Source organism: Marinicauda salina (genome assembly GCF_003122085.1).
Lineage (GTDB): Bacteria > Pseudomonadota > Alphaproteobacteria > Caulobacterales > Maricaulaceae > Maricicauda_A > Maricicauda_A salina.
On record NZ_QEXV01000002.1, the window covers coordinates 69684 to 88373 of the forward strand.

The window sequence follows — 18690 nt, forward strand, 5'->3', positions numbered from 1 at the left end:
CCCCGGAGTTGGAAAGCCGCGCGCAATGACCGTCGCCATCATCGACACCGCCACGGCGAACATCGCCTCGGTGCGCTTCGCGCTCGAACGGCTCGACGCCGATTACGCGCTGGCGCGCGATCCCGATGAGGCGGCGGATTGCGACCGGCTGATCCTCCCCGGCGTCGGCGCGGCCGGCCCGGCGATGCGCACGCTCGCCGCGCGCGGCTGGGCGGAGGCGCTGCAAGGCGAGGCGCGGCCGGTGCTCGGCCTGTGCCTGGGCATGCAGCTGCTGTTCGCGCAGTCGGAGGAGAGCCATTGCGATCTGCTGGGGCTGATCCCGGGCCGGGTGATGAGGCTCGACCCGGGCGCGGCGGGGCCGTGGCCGCACATGGGCTGGAACAGCCTAGCGGACATCGAGCCGGACGAGCCGCTGCTGGCCGGCGTCGCGACGGGCGATCGCGTCTATTTCGTCCACGGCTTTCACGTCCCGGCGGGGCCGTACGCACGGGCGACGACCGAATATGGCGCGGCGATCACTGCTGTCGCGCGCAAGGACAATGTCGCCGGCTGCCAGTTCCACCCGGAGCGGTCAGGCGCGGTCGGTGCGCGCATTCTCCGAAATTTCATCGAGGCTTCCGCATGATTCTTTATCCAGCGATCGACGTGCTCGACGGACGTGTCGTCCGGCTCGCGAAGGGCGATTTCGCCGCCGTCACCGAATACGGCGACGACCCCGGCGCGGTGGCCGAAGGCTACGCTGCGGCCGGCGCGGAGTGGATCCATCTCGTCGACCTGTCCGGCGCGCGGGACGAGACCCGGCGCCAGCCGGAGATCGTCGGAGCCGTCGCGCGCTCGGGTCTGAAGGTCCAGACCGGAGGCGGGGTGCGTCGCCGCGCCGACGTCGAGGCCCTGCTCGAAGCTGGCGCGCGCCGCGTCGTGATCGGCAGCCTCGCCGTGAGCGATCCCGAAACCGTCGCCGCCTGGCTCGGCGAGTTCGGGCCGGAGGTGATCGCGACGGCCTTCGACGTGCAGATCGCCGGCGGCGCGGCCTGGCCGACGCTCAAGGGCTGGCGTGAACGGGCCGAGCGCCCGCTCACCGACCTGCTGGGCGATTACGAGCAGGCGGGGCTCGTCCACGCGCTCGTCACCGACACGGGTCGCGACGGCTTGCTCGAGGGGCCGAACACCGACCTCTACGCCGATCTCGTTCGCGCCCGCCCGGACATCGCCTGGCAGGCCTCCGGCGGGGTCTCGAGCCTCGAGGATCTGGCGGCGCTGAAGCAATCCGGCGCCGCCGGGGCGGTCGTGGGCAAGGCGCTGTTCGAGGGCCGGTTCACGCTCGAGGAGGCGCTCAAGTGCTAGCCAAGCGCATCATCCCCTGCCTCGACGTGCGCGACGGCCGCGTGGTCAAGGGCGTGCGCTTTCGCGACCATGTCGATGTCGGCGACATCGTCGAGCTGGCGACGCGTTACGCCGCGGAGAACGCCGACGAGCTCGTCTTCTACGATATCGCCGCGAGTCCGGCCGACCGCACCGTCGAGCCCGAATGGGTCTCCCGGGTTGCGCGCGCGATCGACATTCCCTTCTGCGTGGCCGGGGGCATCCGCAGCGTCGATGACGCCCGCGCGCGCCTGTTCGCCGGCGCCGACAAGATCTCGGTGAACACGCCGGCGCTGCGCGATCCCGGCCTGATCGACCGGCTCGCTGGCGAGTTCGGAACCCAGTGCGTCGTCTGCGGGATCGATTCCCGCGTGATCGACGGCGAATGGCGGGTCCACCAGAACACCGGCGATCCGGACAAGACCGAGACCTCGCACCGGCGCACGCTAGACTGGATCGCCGAGGCGACCGATCGCGGCGTCGGCGAGATCGTGCTCAACTGCATGGACCAGGACGGCGTGCGCGAGGGCTATGACATCGAGCAGCTCGCCGCGGCGCGGGCGGCCTGTCCGGTTCCGCTGATCGCCTCGGGCGGCGCCGGCGCGCGCGAACACTTCGCCGACGTCTTCGCGCAGGCCGACGTCGACGGCGCGCTGGCGGCCAGCGTCTTCCACAAGGGGCTGATCGCCATTCCCGAGCTGAAGGCCTGGCTCGCCGATCGCGGCGTGGAGATGCGGACATGACCGACGAGACGCTCGACTGGGACAAGGCCGGCGGGCTTCTGCCCGCCATCGTCCAGGACGCCGACACCGGCGAAGTGCTGATGCTCGGCTACATGAACGCCGAAGCGCTCGCGGAGACGCGCGAGAGCGGCCTGGTCACCTTCTTCAGCCGCTCGAAACAGCGCCTCTGGCGCAAGGGCGAAACGTCCGGGAACACGCTGGCTCTGGTTTCGATCGAGGCCGATTGCGATCGCGACGCGCTGCTGGTGCGCGCGCGCCCCGCCGGACCGGTCTGCCATCTCGGGACGCGGTCCTGCTTCGGCGAGACGCAGGGGCCGACGCTCGCCTTTCTCGGCGAACTGGCCCGCATCGTCGAGGCGCGCGCCGGCGCCGATCCCGACGATAGCTACACGGCGCGACTCCTTGAGCGCGGCGCGCTCAAGGCCGCGCAGAAGGTGGGCGAGGAAGGCGTCGAGACCGCGCTCGCCGGCGCAGCGGAGGACGACGACGCGCTGATCGACGAGAGCGCCGATCTCGTCTTCCACCTGATGGTGCTGCTGAAGGCGCGCGGGCTGTCGCTCGACGTCGTCGCCGAGCGGCTCCGCGCGCGTCATCGGGACTCCTAGTCGCCGCGCCGCGACGGGTTGCGGAAGTCGTTCCCGAAGAAGATCGCGTTCATGACCATCTTCGCCGTACCGCGGAAATAGGCGCGGAAATAGGGGTCGTCGGCGAACAGGATCACCGAGCCTTCGCCCCGGCGCTCGGCGAACACCGAGCCCGCGCCGGCGAGCGCCTCGCGATTGCGCTGGGAAGCGTAGCCCGAGAGCAGCGGCTCGTCTGCGTAGCGCGCCGGCAGCGCGAAGGGGTTGTCCCCGGCGGCGAAGGCGTCGGTTCCGATCTTGTGAACGGGCAGGACCGGATCGCGATAGCCGAAGCCCAGCGGGTGGGTGACGTCGATCTCGGTCTCGAGGATCGCGCCGGAGACGCCGTGCTCGGTCTCCCAGAGCGCGAAGTCGTCGTAGGGGCGGGGCTCGGCGGTCACGGCCTCGGCCTCTTCGTCGGATGCATCCGATGTGAAGCGCACGTCGGCCAGCTCGTGCTCGACGACGAAGCGCGCGCCGCCGCGCATCGCGATCAGCACGCCGCCATCGCTCGCCCACTCGCCCAGGCGTTCGGCGCCGGATTCGCCGAGCGCGGAGTCGTAACGCCCGTTCGGCAGGATGATGTGGGTGTAGCGGTCGAGATCGGCGCCGCCGAGTTCGCGGGCGTCGATCATGGACACCGGCATGCGCATCTCGAAATCGAGCAGGTGCCACATCTCGCCGGCGTCGTATGAGCTGGTGACGCGGCCGGTGACCAGGAGGATTTCGGGCTTTTCGACATTCGAGAGGTCGAATCCGCCGAGATCGGAGCCGGCCGGGGTGAGGGCGCTCGTCGCGGCGTGGACGGTGACGCCGTCCTCGGCGGCCCGGGTCATCAGCGCGTGGATCTCCCCGGCGTCGATCTCCTGGCCGATCACGGGAATGACGACCGCGCCGCGGCCCGGGCTGACCTGGCCGGCCGGCGTGTCGAGCGTGATCGCGTCGGGGATCACGCGGGCGTGGAGGCCGGCGTCAAGCGCCCGGTAGAGCGCGCGCGGGGCGTGGAAATGGTCCCACTCCATCACGTAGGCCAGATCCGATTGCGCCGGCGCGGCCGCGGCCGCCTCGAAGCCCGTGACCGGCTCGCCGGTGATGTTCGGCGCGAACAGGCCGGCGCGCACCTCGGCGTAGTCGAGGTCGTAGGCCAGCGGCTGGGTCCAGCCGGAGACGTCGTAGAACTCGGTCTCGTCCGTGATCACGCGAGTCTCGAAGATTCCCTTCAGAACCCGGTAGTTGCGCTGCCGCGTCGGGACGACGAAGGCCTCGCCCGGCTCGAACGTGATCCCGTCGAGCCGGATCTGCTGGGACAGTTCGCGCACCTCGATGCGGTGGACCGCCATCAGCTCGAGGAAGTCGGCGAGCCGCCCGCGATCGTTCGACGTGAACACGTAGGCCCGCACGGGGTCGGCGTCCGCCAGTCTCAGGCTCTCGGCGAAGAATGTCTGCTGGTGGTCGAGCAGCGCTTCGCGATTGGCGTCGGCGGCGCGGATGAGCGCGATGGCGACGCGGGCCTGCTGGCCGACCTTGTCGTCATAGCGAAGCACGCCGCGCTCGGTCTCCTGGATGATGCCGCGCACCGAGCTCTGCTCGAACAGGTAGGGCACCGAGCCGAGCAGGCCCGGATAGCTGGAGCCGTAGCCGAGATAGAAATCGTCGAAGAACTCCTCGCTGACATAGAGCGCGCCCTCGGAATCGAGCTGATCGGCGAGGAATTCGTTCATTTCGAGATTGAGTTCGAGCCCCGCCTGGCTGAGCAGCGGGTGCAGCCCGTCCACCGGGCCGGGCGAGAAGAAGAAGGTCGAGTTCGAGCCCATCTCGTGCATGTCGAGCGCCACGTTCGGCGCCCAGTGATGGGTCGAGTTCACCAGCGCCTCGGCCTCGGGCTGGGTGACGGGGAGCCATTGCCGGTTGAGGTCGAACCAGTAGTGATTGGTCCGGCCCCAGGGCCACTCGAAGAAATGCTCGCGATGCTGGGGATCGGCGACCGGGACCTGCGCGCGGTGCATGTTGGTCCATTCGGCGAAACGATTGGCGCCGTCCGGGTTTATCAGCACGACCTGGTGCACCACGACGCGGTCGAGCAGGGCGTCGATCTCCTCTCCCTGCGCGGCGGCGAGGAAGTAGAGCAGGGGCGCCGAGGCGTCGTAGCCGGACGCCTCCGCGCCGTGGACGCCGTGCGTGATCTGCACGATCGTCGGCGCGTCGGCGTCGCGCGGTCCGGCGTCCGGATCGAGGGCGGCCAGGTGCGCGGCGCGGATCTCCTCGAGGCGGGCCTGATTCTCCGGCGAAGTCGTCGTCACGCGCAGGATCGGCCGGCCGAAATGCGACCGCCCTATGGTCTCGACGCTCACCCGGTCGGAGGCCGCCGCGACGGCCCTGACGTATTCGTGAAGCATCTCGGGCGTGAAAATTATCTCGCCCGAGCGCCGTCCCAGCACATCTTCCGGGGTCGGGATCGTCTCGTCGTAGCCGACGTCCTGATCGAGCAGTTCCGTGATCGGTTTCGGCTCGTAAGCATGCGCCGCGAACGAAACGGCGAGACAGGCGAGCAGGGCGGCGAGAATGCGCGGCATCTTTGATCTTCCCCTCGAACGGTTCGGGAACGCACGGTATTGCGCCGGTCGAGGGGGTCAAGCGCGGCGCGCGGCGTTGGACAGCGCCGGCGAGTTCCGCTTCGCTGCGCGGCGAAGGAGACCGACTTGAAACGACATCTCTGCATCACCCTGGCGGCGGCGCTGACGGCGACGGCCGGGGCCGCCGCCCAGGAGGACGGCGACGTCATCGTCGTGACCGCGGCGCGGATCGCCGAAGCGCGCGACGCCGGCGCGACGCCGGTCGCGGTGCTGGGCGAGGCGGAGCTGACGCGCCTCGGAAGCCACCACATCGCCGAGGCGCTCAACCGCGCGCCGGGCGTGTTCATCAATCGGGGCAACGGGGTCGAGCACCTCACGGCGATCCGCTCGCCGGTGCTCACCGGCGGGGCCGGCGCGGGCTCCTTCCTCTTTCTCGAGGACGGCGTGGCGCTGCGCGCGCCGGGCTTCGCCAACGTCAACGGACTGTTCGAGGCCGCCGACGCGCTGGCCGCGCGCGTCGAGGTGATCCGGGGCCCGGGCGCGGCGGTCTACGGCTCCAACGCGCTCCACGGCCTGGTCAACGTGATCACGCAGGATCCGCGCGAGGCCGGCCGGCTCGCCGAGATTGAGGCCGGCTCGTTCGGACGCCTCCGTGCGCGCGCCTTCGCCGGCGGCGAGACCCGCTTCGGCGCCGGCTTCATTGGCGCGAGCGTGCGTCACGAGGACGGCTGGCGCGACGACGCCTCGCTCGATCGGGGAACGCTCCAGTTCCGCGCCGACACCGAGCTGGGCGCGACCGAGCTCAGCCTGCGCGGAACCTTTCTCGACATCGACCAGGAGACGGCGACCTATGTCGGCGGGTTCAAGGCCTACGAGGACGAGGCGCTGTCGCGGGCGAACGCCGATCCCGAGGCGTTCCGAAATGCCCGCTCGGCGCGGCTGTCGCTACATCTCGGCCGGCGGCTTTCCGAGGACTGGCGCGCGACGGGCGTCGTCTACGGCCGGTCGAACGATCTCGCCTTCCGCCTCCACTTTCTGCCGTCGGAGGCGCTCGAACTGTCGGGCCACGACAGCCTCGGCCTCCAGTCGGCGCTCGTGCGCGAGACGGATCGGGGCCGGCTCATGGCCGGCGTCGATCTCGACTGGACGCGCGGCTACCTCTTCGAGGACCAGACGCGGCCGACGCTGGGCCCGTTCATCCAGGGCGTCCACTACGACTACGAGATCGATGCGCTCGTCGTCGCGGGCTTCGTGCAGGGGCGTCTCGACGTCGGCGACAGCCTCGCGATCGAGGGCGGGGCGCGGCTGGAGACGACAGCCTACGACTACGACAACCTGACGGCAGACGGCGCGGTCGGACGGTATCTGCGCCCGGCCGACCGGTCGGATGACTACACGACCGTCGCCCCGCATCTCGGCTTCACCTACGATGCTTCCGAAAACATTCAGCTCTTCGGCCGCGCCGCCCGCGGCGTGCGCGCGCCGCAGACCGCCGAACTCTACCGGCTCCAGCCCGGACAGGTCATCGAGGGCATCGACCCCGAAACCCTCGACAGCCTCGAGGCCGGCGTCCGCGTCGGCCTGCCCCGCGACGGCCGCATCGAGGTCACCGGCTTCGTGATGGAGAAGGAGAACGTCTTCTTCCGCGACGCCGACGGCTTCAACGTCACCGACGGCGCGACCGATCATGTCGGCGTGGAGGTCGACCTGCATGCGCCGATCACCGACACGCTCGCCGTGCGGGGGTCATTGACCTGGGCCGATCACGAATACGCTTTCGACCGACCGGTGGGGCGAAGCTCGGAAAGCATCTCCGACGGCGCTCAGGTCGACACCGCGCCGGAATGGCTCTGGAATGCGCGGCTGATCTGGACGCCGGTCGAGACGGCGACGGCCGAACTGGAGTGGGTCCATGTCGGCGAGTACTTTCTCGATGCGGCGAATTCGGCGAGCTATGAGGGGCATGACGTCATCAATGTGCGCGGCCGCTACGCGCTGCGCGACGGGCTCGAGGTGTTCGCCGCGATCCGCAACGCCGGCGACGTGCGCTACGCCGAACGCGCCGACTTCGCCTTCGGCGGCTATCGCTACTTCCCCGGCGAGCCGCGCAGCGTGTCGATCGGCGTGCGCCTGACGGGCTGACGCGCCGTCGCGAAAAGGAGAGACAGGATGCTGGACAAGCTCACCATTTCGATCTGCGGCGCGCTGGCGCTGACGGCGACCGCCGCCGCGCAGGACTATTTCCCGCCGGCCGACGACGCGGCCTGGGAACGGCGCGCGCCGGAAGACGCCGGGTTCGACCCCGAGGCGCTGCAGGCGGCGATCGACTTCGCCGTCGCCAACGAGACGCGCCACGACGATCCCGCGCTCGAGGCGGTCTCGCCGGCCAGCAATCTGCCCGTCACCGTGCCCCTGACCTGGTCGTTCGAACCGTTCTCCAGCCCCGTAGGCCCGCTCAAGGAACGCGGCGCGCCGACGGGGATCATCCTCCGCGACGGCTATATCGTCGCCGAGTGGGGCGAGCCCGAACGCGTCGACATGACGTTCTCGGTCTCCAAGAGCTTTCTCAGCCATGTCGTCGGGCTCGCCGTCGACGACGGTCTGATCGACAGCGTCGCCGACCCGGTCGCGGGCTATGTCGACGACGACCGCTTCCATACCGACCACAACGCGCCGATCACCTGGGACCAGATGCTGCGCCAGACGAGCGGCTGGTGGGGAACCCTGTTCGACAAGCCCGCCTGGGCCGACCGGCCCTCGCGCGACGATCCGGCCTCGGATCTCGTCGCCGGACCGCCGGAGCCGGGCGCGGAGTGGGAATACAACGACGTGCGCGTCAACGCGCTGGCGCTGGCCGCGCTTCATGTCTGGCGGCGGCCGCTGCCCGAGGTGCTACGCGAACGGATCATGGATCCGATCGGCGCGTCGGAAGACTGGGTCTGGCACGGCTATGAAAACTCCTACGTCACGATCGACGGCGAGGAGATTCAGTCGGTCTCCGGCGGCGGCCACTGGGGCGGGGGCATGTGGCTCACCGCCTACGACCAGGCGCGCTTCGGCCTGCTGGGACTCAATCGCGGCGAATGGGACGGCGAACGGCTGCTGAGCGACGCCTGGTACGACGCCTCGCTGACGCCGACCGAGGTGTTTCCGAGCTACGGCTACATGAATTTCTTCCTCAACCGGGCGGACGACGAGCGCGCCGCGATCGCCGCGCCCTCGGCGCCGGACAGCGCCTTCGCCTATCTCGGCGCGGGATCGAACGTGGTCTTCATCGATCCCGAGCACGACATTGTCGCCGTCGTCCGCTGGATCGATTCCGGCGAGCGCAACGGCTTCATCGAGCGCCTGATGGCGGCGGTGGAGGAGTAGGCGGGCTTGCCAGCCGCGCCGCGCCCGGGCTAGCTGCGGCCTCTTCCGCCACAGAGGCCTTGTCATGCCCAAACGCACCGGAGCCCAGCATCTCGTCGACGCGCTCGCCGCCAACCAGACCGATCTCGTTTTCGGCGTGCCCGGCGAGAGCTATCTCGCCGTCCTCGACGCGCTCGTCGACGCGCCGCAGGTCCGCTTCATCACCTGCCGGCACGAGGCGGGCGCGGCGAACATGGCCGAGGCGCACGGCAAGCTCACCGGCCGGCCGGGCGTGTGCATGGTCACGCGCGGACCCGGCGCGACGCACGCTTCGGTGGGCGTCCACACCGCGATGCAGGATTCGACGCCGATGATCCTGCTGGTGGGCCAGGTCGCCCGCTCGATGCGCGACCGCGAGGCCTTCCAGGAAGTCGACTACCGGCGCTTCTTCGCCGACCAGTGCAAGTGGGTCGCCGAGATCGACGACCCCGCCCGCGTCCCCGAATACATGGCGCGCGCCTACGCCACCGCGATGAACGGCCGGCCGGGCCCGGTCGTGCTGGCGCTGCCCGAGGACATGCTGGTCGAGGCCGCCGAGGCCGCCGCGATTGGCGGGGCGGAGCCGGCTCGCGCCGCCCCGGCGCGGCGCGACATCGCGCAGCTCAAGACCCTTCTCTCGTCCGCGAAGCGCCCCTTCGTCCTGCTCGGCGGCGGAGGCTGGACGGCGCAGGCGGTGAGGGACGCCCAAGCCTTCGTCGAGGCCAACGACCTGCCCGTGGGCTGCTCGTTTCGGGCGAAGGACTATTACGACAACACCCGGCCGAACTACGCCGGCGATGTGGGCATCGCGCCCAACCCGAAACTGGCGGAGCGCATTCGTGACGCCGACCTGGTGATCGCGCTTGGGCCGCGTCTCGGCGAGATGACCACCAGCGGCTACACGCTGTTCGAGCCGCCCGTCCCGAAGCAGGCGCTTGTCCATATCCATCCCGGCGCCGAGGAGCTCGGCCGGGTCTATCAGCCCGCGCTGGCGATCAACGCCTCGATCCCGGAAGCCGCCCGCGCGCTCAAGTCGGTGAAGGTCGACGCGACCGCCTGGGCGGGCGAGGCGGAAGCCGCCCACGCCGAGTTCGAGCGCTTCACGACTCCGGTCGACGCTCCGGCAGGCGCCAATCTTTCCAAGGTCTTCGCCTGGCTTTCGGAGAATCTGCCAAAAGACGCGATCGTCACCAACGGGGCGGGCAATTACGCCGCCTGGCTGCACCGCTTCTACAAGCACAAGGCCTGGCGCACCCAGCTCGCGCCCACCTCGGGCGCGATGGGTTACGGAGTGCCCGCCGCGATCGCGGCCAAGCTCGCCGCGCCCCGCCGGACCGTGGTCTCGGTCAATGGCGACGGCTGCTTCCTGATGTGCGGCCAGGAGCTGGCGACGGCGGCGCGCTACGACGCCCGCGTCATCTTCCTGATCGTTGACAACGGCGTCTACGGCACGATCCGCATGCACCAGGAGCGCGACTATCCCGGCCGCGTCTCGGGCACGGATCTCAGCAATCCCGACTTCGTCCAGTACGCGAAGAGCTTCGGCGCGCTCGGGCTTTCCGTCGAGCACGAGGACGAGTTTCCCGAAGCGTTCGCCAAGGCGAAGCGCGCGCGCCGGCCCGCCGTCATCGTCATCAGGGGCGACAGCGAGGCCATCGCGCCGGGCCGGCGCCTGAGCGAGATGGGCCGGGGGTAGGGCGGTCGCCGCCTGCGATAACTGTCCGATCCCCTCATCCTGAGGAGGCCTGTTCCCTCGTGCTTCGAGACGCTCCCCCGGATCAAGTCCGGGGTCGCCCTCAGCATGAGGGAACAGGGCGTCTCGAAGGACGGGGATCGGACGGCGCACCGGCCGGCCCACCCTCCCCACGAGGGGGGAGGGAGGGGCGCGCAGTGGCCCGAGTAGTGGGGCGCATGTGCCTGAAACCCCGGCCGACCGGAGGGAGAGCCGGGGCCTCTGGGAGAGCAATCGCTGGGAGGTCCCGAATCGCGCCTGCGGCGCGTCCGGGATTTCAACATCCTGGACGACACCCGCCCCCATCACCGTTTGCCCGCGCCCGGCGTCTCGGCTATCTCCGGGCGCACATCGTTCCGCCGCACCGGGAAGCCCTCCATGTCCGAGTCCTTCTACGATCAGCTCCGCGAGACGCTGAAGGAGATCGAGGCCGAGGGCCTCTACAAGCGCGAGCGCATCATCACCTCGCAGCAATTCTCCGAGATCGACGTGCGCTCGAACGGCGGCTCGAAGCACGTGCTGAATTTCTGCGCCAACAACTATCTGGGCCTGGCCAACCGGCCCGAGCTGATCGAGGCGGCGAAGACCGCGCTCGACCGCTACGGCTACGGCGTGGCCTCGGTGCGCTTCATCTGCGGCGCCCAGGATGTTCATCGCGAACTCGAGCAGCGGCTGGCGCAATGGACGGGCCAGGAGGATGCGATCCTCTACGCCGCCGCCTTCGACGCAAACGGCGGGCTGTTCGAGCCGCTGCTGGGCCCCGACGACGCCATCATCTCGGACGCGCTCAACCACGCCTCGATCATCGACGGGATCCGGCTGTGCAAGGCGAAGCGCTATCGCTACGCCAATTCCGACATGGACGATCTGGAGGCGAAGCTGAAAGAGGCCCGCGCCGACGGCTCGCGCAACATCCTGATCGCCACCGACGGCGTGTTCTCGATGGACGGCTATATCGCGAAGCTCAATGAAATCTGCGATCTGGCCGATAAGTATGATGCGCTGACCATGGTCGACGACTGCCACGCCCACGGCTTCATGGGCGCCAAGGGCCGCGGCACGCCGGAGCATTGCGGCGTCATGGACCGCATCGACATCATCACCGGCACGCTCGGCAAGGCGCTCGGCGGCGCGATGGGCGGCTTCACCGCGGCGAAGCAGCCCGTCATCGACATGCTGCGCCAGCGCTCGCGGCCCTACCTGTTCTCGAACTCTTTGGCGCCGGCGATCGTGGGCGCGAGCCTTACCGCCCTCGACATGGTCGAGGCCGGCGACGATCTGCGCGCGCGGCTGTTCGACAACGCGAAGCGCTTCCGGGCGGGCATGACCGAGGCGGGTTTCGAGCTTCTGCCCGGCGAGCATCCGATCATCCCGGTCATGCTGGGCGACGCGGCGCTGTCTCAGAAGATGGCCGACCGGCTGATGGAGGAGGGCGTCTACGTGATCGGCTTCTTCTATCCGGTCGTGCCCAAGGGAAAGGCGCGCATCCGCACGCAGATGAGCGCCGCCCACACCCCGGACATGATCGACCGCGCGGTGGCCGCCTTCACGAAGGTGGGCAAGGAGCTGGGCGTGGTGTGAGAGCCGCGCATCCAGGGTGCGGGGCTTGGCCTGCGCGAGCTGGGCGGCTAGCGTTCCCCCGGAGGGGGAATAACCATGACAGACACCACGACTCCGACCGGCGACGAGATGTCAGCGGGCGATGCCGACGCGACGCATGAAGAAGGCGTCGCGCCGCGTTCGAGCGCGCGGCCGTCCGATGAGATGCTGCCGTTCCTGAACAACTTCCACGACATCTTCACGACCATTGGCATCCTGATCCTTCTAGGCGGCCTCGGCCTGGGCGTGGGGCAGTTGCTGGGCGTGATCGGCTTCGCCGCCGGGACAGTGGCGTGGCAGGTGTGCGCGATCACCCTGATCGCCGCGACCGCCATCGTGCTGTGGGGGCTGTCCACAATCCTGGTCGGGTCCCAGCGCCGCATCCTGCCGGGCATCGTTCTCAGTCTCGGATTCGCCGGCGCGGCCGCCGCCGCGTTGATCTGGCTCTACGTGCTGGTCTCGATCCAGCTCGCCGGGGTCGACGAGGAAGCCTTCTCGACCGCGTTCGACGCCGCGACGGGCATGGAGGCGTTGCGCGAGCAGGTCGATTCCGTCGCGGCCAACCTGCCCCTGCAGGTGCGGGCGTTCCCGATCGTGATCGCGCTCGCCTTCCTGGCGCCGGTGCTGGCCTATTATCGCAGCTTCCGGCTTCCGTTCGCCGGCGGTCTGGTCGGCGCCGGTCTGGTGGGGCTGGCGATCAGCGCGTATCTCGTCGCGAAGCCTTACGAGTTCATCGTCTATTCGCCGCTCATCAACGTGATCGCCGGGCTGGCGCTGTTCGTCGCCGGCCTGGTCTTCGACATGCGCGACCCGGAGCGCGCGACGCGTCTGTCGGGCACGGGGTTCTGGCTGCATTTCTTCGCGGCGCCGACGCTGCTCGGCGCGGCGGTCAACGCCACCTACACGGGCTGGACTCTCGACGAGAGCGATTTCGAGCTGGTGGCCGCGCGCGATCCCGTGACGGCCGCAGCGACCGGCGACGCCAGCCAGGCCGTGGAGGCGGCGGCCGTCACGCTTGCCGTCATCGCGGGCTTCGCGCTGGTTTCGCTCCTGATCAACCGGCGCGCCCTGATCGTCGCCGGGCTGCTGACGGCGGGCGTGTCGATCGGGGTGCTTGTCAGCCAGGTCGGGCTCGGCGTCGGCGCGGTCGTGGCGATCACCTTGCTCGCGCTCGGGGGCGTCGTCGTGCTCCTCGGCGCGGCATGGAATCCGGTGCGGCGCGTCCTGCTAGCGCCGTTTCCCGACACGGGCCCTCTGGCGCGGCTGTTTCCGCCGGCGCGCGCGGGCGCCGAAGGATAGTCGCGGGCGCGATCGCACCGGCGTCGATTGTCTTGAAGGGGCGGGTCGCGCTAGATCAGCGCCATTCGCCGCCGGAAGCCCGAACCCATGAAAGCCCTCGTCAAAGCCAAGCCCGAAGAGGGCATCTGGATGCAGGACGCGCCGGTTCCCGAGATCGGGCCGGACGACGTGCTCATCCGCGTCGAGAAGACCGCGATCTGCGGCACCGACGTGCATATCTACAATTACGATGACTGGGCGCGGGCCAACGTGCCGGTGCCGATGGTCGTCGGCCATGAGTTCGGCGGCGTCATCGAGAAGGTCGGCGACGACGTCACCCGCGTGAAGCCGGGCCAGCGGGTCTCCGGCGAAGGCCATGTCGTGGGCGTCAAATCGCGTGCGGTGCGGGCCGGCCGCTTCCATCTCGATCCCGAGACGAAGGGCGTCGGGGTGAACATGCCCGGCGCGTTCGCGGAGTATCTCAAGATCCCCGCCTTCAACGTCGTGCCTTTGCCCGACGAGATTCCGATGGAGATCGCCGCCATCCTCGATCCGCTGGGCAATGCGGTGCACACCGCGACCGCCTACGATCTCGTCGGCGAGGACGTGCTGATCACCGGGGCCGGCCCGATCGGCATCATGGCCGCCGCCGTGGCGCGCCATTGCGGCGCCCGGCACATCGTCGTCACCGACATCAATCCCGACCGGCTGAAGCTGCTCGCCCAGGTCTGCCCGAGCGCGCGCGGCGTCGACACGACCAAGGAGGACCTCCACGACGTGCGCGCCGAGTTGAAGATGACCGAGGGCTTCGATGTCGGCATGGAGATGTCCGGCGCCGAGCCCGCCTTCAACCAGATGGTCGACCACATGATCATGGGCGGTCGCATCGCCATGCTCGGCCTGCCGTCGAAGCCGTTCACGCTGTCGATGGACGCGCTCATCATGAAGGCGATCACCTTCAAGGGCGTCTACGGCCGCGAGATGTTCGAGACCTGGTACAAGATGATCGCCATGCTGCAGTCGGGTCTCGATCTGTCGAAGCTGATCACCCACCGCCTGCCGGCCCGGGAGTTCCAGACCGGGTTCGACGCCATGCGTTCGGGCAAGTCGGGCAAGGTCGTGCTGGATTGGAGCGAGGTGTGATGAACGGCGGGTCCGGCGGCGAGCGCGACGATTACGTGCGCTTCCTCATCGTGTTTCATCCCCGATGCGGCAGCAGCTGGCTGCGCTCGATGCTCGCGGCGAACGCCAATCTCGAGGCGGGCGCCGAACTGCTGGCCGACAAGCAATCGGCGGATCGCCAGCGCGCCTTCATGGACGCGTTCTACACGAAGCCGCGCAAGAACGGGATCGAGGCCGTCGGCTTCAAGGCGGGACCTCACCAGATCATCGACAAGCCGGCCTTCGTCGAGCAGGTCTCCCGACTGGGCCTGAGGGTGATCGAGATCACGCGCGACGACTTGCTGAAAACGTCCATTTCGCAGATCCGCCGCGGCGAGCTGGCCGAGCAGGCGAAGAACGCGACCGGCAAGGCGGTCCAGAATCTCGTGGACGGGCTCGACCGGCCGCCGCCGAGCACGATCAACCCCGCCGAGCTGCTGCGCCAGCTGCGCCGGGACGACACCGCGCGCAACGACGCGAAACTGGTCGCCGGCCTGGCCAGCAGTCCGCGGCTGACGCTGACCTACGAGACCCTGCTCCGGGACCGGCACGCTGCGCTGGACCGGGTCGCGGATTTCCTGGGGGTCGAGATCGCCGAACGCGACGACTTTCGTCCGCGGAAGAACACGCCCGACGATCTCGCCGAGGCGGTGGCCAATCTCGACGAGGTGAGGGAAGCGTTGCTCGACAGCGACTATGCGGGCCTGATCGAGACGTAAGCCCCGCGCGAACGCCGAAGGGATCAAGCATGGGCGACGAACCGCGGGTTCCGCTTGAATTCGAGACGCGCCCCGAATCCGAGATGCGCGCGCGGGCCAAGGCCTTCTACGAGGAGATGCGGACCCGCCGGACCGTGCGCGATTTCTCCGATCGTCCGGTTCCGCGCGAGCTCATCGAGCACGCGATCCTTGCGGCCGGAACCGCGCCGTCCGGCGCCAATCACCAGCCTTGGCATTTCAGCGTCATCGGCAAGGGCCCGATCCGCGCCAGGCTGCGCGAAGCCGCCGAGGCGGAGGAGCGCGCCTTCTATCAATCGAAGGCGAGCGCGGAGTGGCTGGAGGCGCTCGAACCTCTCGGCACCGACGAAAGCAAGCCGTTTCTCGAGATCGCGCCCTGGCTCATCGCGGTGTTCGCCCAGCGTCGCGGCGGTCCGGAGCCCGGCGATGACCGGAAGAACTATTACGTCAACGAGTCCGTGGGCATCGCCTGCGGACTTCTGCTCGCCGCGCTCCACCACGCCGGACTGGCGACGCTGACCCACACGCCCAACCCGATGGGGTTTCTCTCCGATATCTGTGGTCGGCCGGCGAGCGAGAAACCCTACATGCTGATCGTCGCGGGCTACCCCGCCGAGGGTGCGACCGTGCCGGTTCACGCGCTGAAGAAGAAGCCGTTGGACCAGATCGCCGACTTCCTCGACTGAATCCCGCTGCAGCCGGGCCCGGCCTGCTGACGAAAAATAAACCCCGCTCCCGCCACGCTGATAAATGTCACAACTGGTGGGGGTGAACCATGCAGACGGCCTGGAGCGGCGCGGCGACGGACACGGACCTGGAGCGGGCGAACGACTTTCGCGCGACCATGGCGCGGCGACGCTCGGTTCGGGATTTCAGCGGCGAGGCGGTCGATCGGGAACTGATCCGCTGCGCCATCGAGACGGCCGCCCAGGCGCCGAGCGGCGTCAACCGGCAACCGTGGCGCTTTTACGCCATCGGCGACGCCCAGGCGCGATCGATGGTGCGCGAGCTCGCCTGCGAGCAGGAAGCCGAGGACGGCGGGGAGGCCGCGCGCGCCGCATTCGCCCGCAATGTCGCGCCGGTCTCCCCGGATCCCGACAAGGCCTGCTTCAGCGACGCGCCGTGGCTGATCGCGGTTTTCGGGGCGTTGAAGGACCCGCAGGCCGTCGATCCGTTCTTTACCCGCGAGTCGCTGGGGATCGCGACGGGAATGCTGGTGACGGCGCTGCATGTCGCGGGCGTCTCGAGCCTCGTCCACGCGCCGGTGGCCGAAGACTATCTCGCGGAAGTCTGCGGCGCGGACGAGGCGGATCGCCTGTTTCTGCTGGTGCTCGCGGGCTATCCGGCCCGGGCGACGCGCCAGCCCGCCGCACTCACGCCGCGCAAGTCCTTCCACCAGGTCGCCGAGTTCATCGACGGGCCCGCTGGCGACGGAACGCCGCTCGACTAGCTGCTGGCGACGCGCGCGCGGCGTTCGCTCGCCGTCGTCGACCAGATGAGCGCGACGAACCAGCCGATGACCGTCCAGCCCAGAAGCAGATTGGTCAGGAAGATCGCGAACGCGTTGTGATGGCCGCGCGCCAGCGCGATCACCGTCGGCAGGAAATGCAGCAGGGCGAGGAGAACCAGGACTTCCATCGGGACCAACCTCCGTTCTTATCGAATTTCGATAAACGTAGCGGAGGTCGCGGCCCGACGCAAGACCTGGCCGGTTCGCCTAACTTCCGCCGTCCGCGTCCGGGAACTCGTAGTCGGCGAATATCTCGCGGAGCTTGGTCTTGAGCACCTTGCCGGTCGCGCCCAGCGGCATCTCCTCGATGAACTCGATGCCGTCGGGGATCCACCATTTCGGCACGCGCTCGGCGAGATAGCCGCGGATGTCGTCGGCCGTCGGGCTCGTGTTCGGCTTGGCCTGCACGACGAGCAGGGGGCGTTCCTGCCATTTCGGGTGCGGCATGCCGATCGCCGCGGCGATCGCGACGTCGGGATGACCCATCGCGACGTTCTCGAGATCGATCGAGCTGATCCACTCGCCGCCCGACTTGATGACGTCCTTCGAGCGATCGGTGATCGTCATGTAGCCGTCTTCGTCGATATGGCCGACATCGCCGGTGCGGAACCAGCCGTCCTCGGTGAAGGCCTCCGGTCCGGCGCCGCGATAGTAGCTCTCGATGATCCAGGGCCCGCGGACCTGGACATGGCCGGCCGACTGGCCGTCGCGGGGGAGCACATTGCCCTCGTCGTCGACGGTGCGCATCTCGACGCCGAACACGAGCCGGCCCTGCTTGAGCTTGATCTTGATCTTCTCGTCCTCGGAGAGATCGGCGTGCTTGGGCAGCAGATTGCCGACCGTACCGAGCGGGCTCATCTCGGTCATGCCCCAGCCCTGCTGCATGTCGACGCCGTACTCGTCCTGATAGGCGCGAAGGAGCGCTTCGGGCATCGCCGAGCCGCCCATCAGCACCTTGTCGACGCTGTCGATGCGGTTTCCGCTGTCGCGCAGATACTGCAGCAGGCCGAGCCAGACGGTGGGGACGCCGAGCACCTGGTTGACCTGTTCGCGATCGATCAGGCTGTGCAAGCTCTCGCCGTCGAGCTGGGCGCCCGGCATGACGAGCTTGGCCCCGGCCATCGCCGCGGCGTAGGGCACGCCCCAGGCGTTGACGTGGAACATCGGCACCACCGGCATGATGACGCCTTCCGCGCCGACGCCGATCGTGTCGGTGGACAGGCTCATCAGCGCGTGCAGCACCGTTGAGCGGTGCGAATAGAGCGCGCCCTTGGGCTCTCCCGTCGTGCCCGAGGTGTAGCAGAGCCCGGCGGCGGCGTTCTCGTCGAACTCCGGCCAGTCATAGTCGTCCTCGGCGTTGGCGAGCAGCGTCTCGTAGGCCTCGGACTTCGTCTTCATCTGGGGCTTGTGGCCCTCGTCGGTCATCGCGACCCAGCGCTTGACGGTCTTGCAGCTCTTGGCGACGGCGTCGACGATCGGCGCGAAGGTGACGTCGAAGAAGACGTGCTTGGCCTTGGCGTGATTGAGGATCCACGCGATCTGCTCGGGCCCGAGCCTCGGATTGACCGTGTGGATCACCGCGCCCATGCCCGAAACGGCGTAGTAGAGTTCGAGATGCCGGTGCGTGTTCCAGGCGATCGTCGCCACCCGGTCGCCCGGCTTGGTCTTCATGTCCTCGAGCGCGTTTGCGAGCTGCATCGCGCGATCGTGACAATCCTTCCAGCCATAGCGGTGGATCTCGCCCGAATCCGGCAGGCGCGAGACGATCTCGCGCTTTCCGTGGTTCTGGGCGGCGTGCTTGAGAATGTCAGCGATCATCAGCTGACGGTTCATCATCTGGCCACGCAGCATATTGGAAGCCTCCCCTTGTCGCGCGCGGCCGTCTTTCGGCGCGGCCGCGTCGCGTGATTGCTGTTCACCGACATCAAAGTCGTCTCCGCGCGGCGGCGCAATCCTTCAACGTCAGAAAACCGCGCCTTCATATG

The 18690-nt window shown here is 68.9% G+C and carries 16 protein-coding genes; 13 read left to right on the forward strand and 3 right to left on the reverse strand.

What is annotated here, in order from left to right; all coding sequences use genetic code 11:
- Nucleotides 1-25: 25 nt before the first annotated feature.
- Genes hisH through hisIE form a run of 4 tightly spaced genes read left to right on the forward strand, consistent with a single transcriptional unit; the run spans nucleotide 26 to nucleotide 2710 of the window.
- Nucleotides 26-625, forward strand: a complete 600-nt coding sequence (hisH, locus tag DDZ18_RS05000; RefSeq protein ID WP_109252288.1) for an imidazole glycerol phosphate synthase subunit HisH — start codon at nucleotides 26-28, stop codon at nucleotides 623-625.
- Nucleotides 622-1344, forward strand: a complete 723-nt coding sequence (locus DDZ18_RS05005; RefSeq protein ID WP_109252289.1) for a 1-(5-phosphoribosyl)-5-[(5-phosphoribosylamino)methylideneamino] imidazole-4-carboxamide isomerase — start codon at nucleotides 622-624, stop codon at nucleotides 1342-1344. Before hisH ends, DDZ18_RS05005 begins: the two co-directional genes overlap by 4 nt.
- The gene (hisF, locus tag DDZ18_RS05010) at nucleotides 1338-2105 is read left to right on the forward strand and encodes an imidazole glycerol phosphate synthase subunit HisF (RefSeq protein ID WP_109252290.1); all 768 of its coding nucleotides are present in this window, start codon (nucleotides 1338-1340) and stop codon (nucleotides 2103-2105) included. Before DDZ18_RS05005 ends, hisF begins: the two co-directional genes overlap by 7 nt.
- Nucleotides 2102-2710 (forward strand): bifunctional phosphoribosyl-AMP cyclohydrolase/phosphoribosyl-ATP diphosphatase HisIE, encoded by a 609-nt coding sequence (gene hisIE / locus DDZ18_RS05015; RefSeq protein ID WP_109252291.1) that lies wholly within the window; start codon nucleotides 2102-2104, stop codon nucleotides 2708-2710. Before hisF ends, hisIE begins: the two co-directional genes overlap by 4 nt.
- On the opposite strand, the gene DDZ18_RS05020 is transcribed toward hisIE, so the two are convergent.
- Nucleotides 2707-5298, reverse strand: coding sequence for a M14 family zinc carboxypeptidase (locus tag DDZ18_RS05020; RefSeq protein ID WP_109252292.1), 2592 nt, complete (start codon nucleotides 5296-5298; stop codon nucleotides 2707-2709). The genes hisIE and DDZ18_RS05020 overlap by 4 nt on opposite strands.
- A 126-nt stretch (nucleotides 5299-5424) precedes the next feature.
- Here DDZ18_RS05020 and DDZ18_RS05025 point away from each other — a divergent pair, with 126 nt between their 5' ends.
- The 9 genes from DDZ18_RS05025 to DDZ18_RS05065 all read left to right on the forward strand — a co-directional run bounded on the left by DDZ18_RS05025 (nucleotide 5425) and on the right by DDZ18_RS05065 (nucleotide 16645).
- Nucleotides 5425-7440: a TonB-dependent receptor gene (locus tag DDZ18_RS05025; protein ID WP_158272079.1), complete on the forward strand. Its 2016-nt coding sequence runs from the start codon at nucleotides 5425-5427 to the stop codon at nucleotides 7438-7440.
- Between the two features lie 27 nt (nucleotides 7441-7467).
- Nucleotides 7468-8670 carry a serine hydrolase domain-containing protein gene (locus DDZ18_RS05030; RefSeq protein WP_109252294.1) on the forward strand — a complete coding sequence of 401 codons (1203 nt, stop codon included), beginning with the start codon at nucleotides 7468-7470 and terminating at the stop codon, nucleotides 8668-8670.
- A 64-nt stretch (nucleotides 8671-8734) separates the two neighbouring features.
- A complete protein-coding gene (locus DDZ18_RS05035; protein ID WP_109252295.1) occupies nucleotides 8735-10384 on the forward strand; it encodes a thiamine pyrophosphate-binding protein in 1650 nt (549 codons plus the stop codon).
- A 414-nt stretch (nucleotides 10385-10798) separates the two neighbouring features.
- Entirely contained in the window at nucleotides 10799-12001 is a 1203-nt protein-coding gene (locus DDZ18_RS05040) for a glycine C-acetyltransferase (protein WP_109252296.1), read from the forward strand.
- A 75-nt stretch (nucleotides 12002-12076) separates the two neighbouring features.
- Nucleotides 12077-13318: a hypothetical protein gene (locus DDZ18_RS05045; RefSeq protein WP_109252297.1), complete on the forward strand. Its 1242-nt coding sequence runs from the start codon at nucleotides 12077-12079 to the stop codon at nucleotides 13316-13318.
- An 87-nt stretch (nucleotides 13319-13405) separates the two neighbouring features.
- The gene (gene tdh, locus DDZ18_RS05050) at nucleotides 13406-14440 is read left to right on the forward strand and encodes an L-threonine 3-dehydrogenase (protein WP_109252298.1); all 1035 of its coding nucleotides are present in this window, start codon (nucleotides 13406-13408) and stop codon (nucleotides 14438-14440) included.
- Nucleotides 14440-15177 carry a hypothetical protein gene (locus DDZ18_RS05055; protein WP_109252299.1) on the forward strand — a complete coding sequence of 246 codons (738 nt, stop codon included), beginning with the start codon at nucleotides 14440-14442 and terminating at the stop codon, nucleotides 15175-15177. Before tdh ends, DDZ18_RS05055 begins: the two co-directional genes overlap by 1 nt.
- A 29-nt stretch (nucleotides 15178-15206) precedes the next feature.
- Nucleotides 15207-15881, forward strand: a complete 675-nt coding sequence (locus DDZ18_RS05060; protein WP_109252300.1) for a nitroreductase family protein — start codon at nucleotides 15207-15209, stop codon at nucleotides 15879-15881.
- Nucleotides 15882-15970: 89 nt separating this feature from the next.
- A complete protein-coding gene (locus DDZ18_RS05065) occupies nucleotides 15971-16645 on the forward strand; it encodes a nitroreductase family protein (protein ID WP_109252301.1) in 675 nt (224 codons plus the stop codon).
- Here the strand turns inward: DDZ18_RS05065 and DDZ18_RS05070 are convergent.
- Both DDZ18_RS05070 and DDZ18_RS05075 read right to left on the reverse strand, forming a co-directional pair.
- Nucleotides 16642-16833, reverse strand: a complete 192-nt coding sequence (locus tag DDZ18_RS05070) for a superinfection immunity protein (RefSeq protein ID WP_109252302.1) — start codon at nucleotides 16831-16833, stop codon at nucleotides 16642-16644. The two genes, DDZ18_RS05065 and DDZ18_RS05070, sit on opposite strands and share 4 nt — an antisense overlap.
- 79 nt (nucleotides 16834-16912) lie before the next feature.
- Nucleotides 16913-18556, reverse strand: a complete 1644-nt coding sequence (locus DDZ18_RS05075; RefSeq protein ID WP_109252303.1) for a long-chain-fatty-acid--CoA ligase — start codon at nucleotides 18554-18556, stop codon at nucleotides 16913-16915.
- Nucleotides 18557-18690 lie beyond the last annotated feature (134 nt).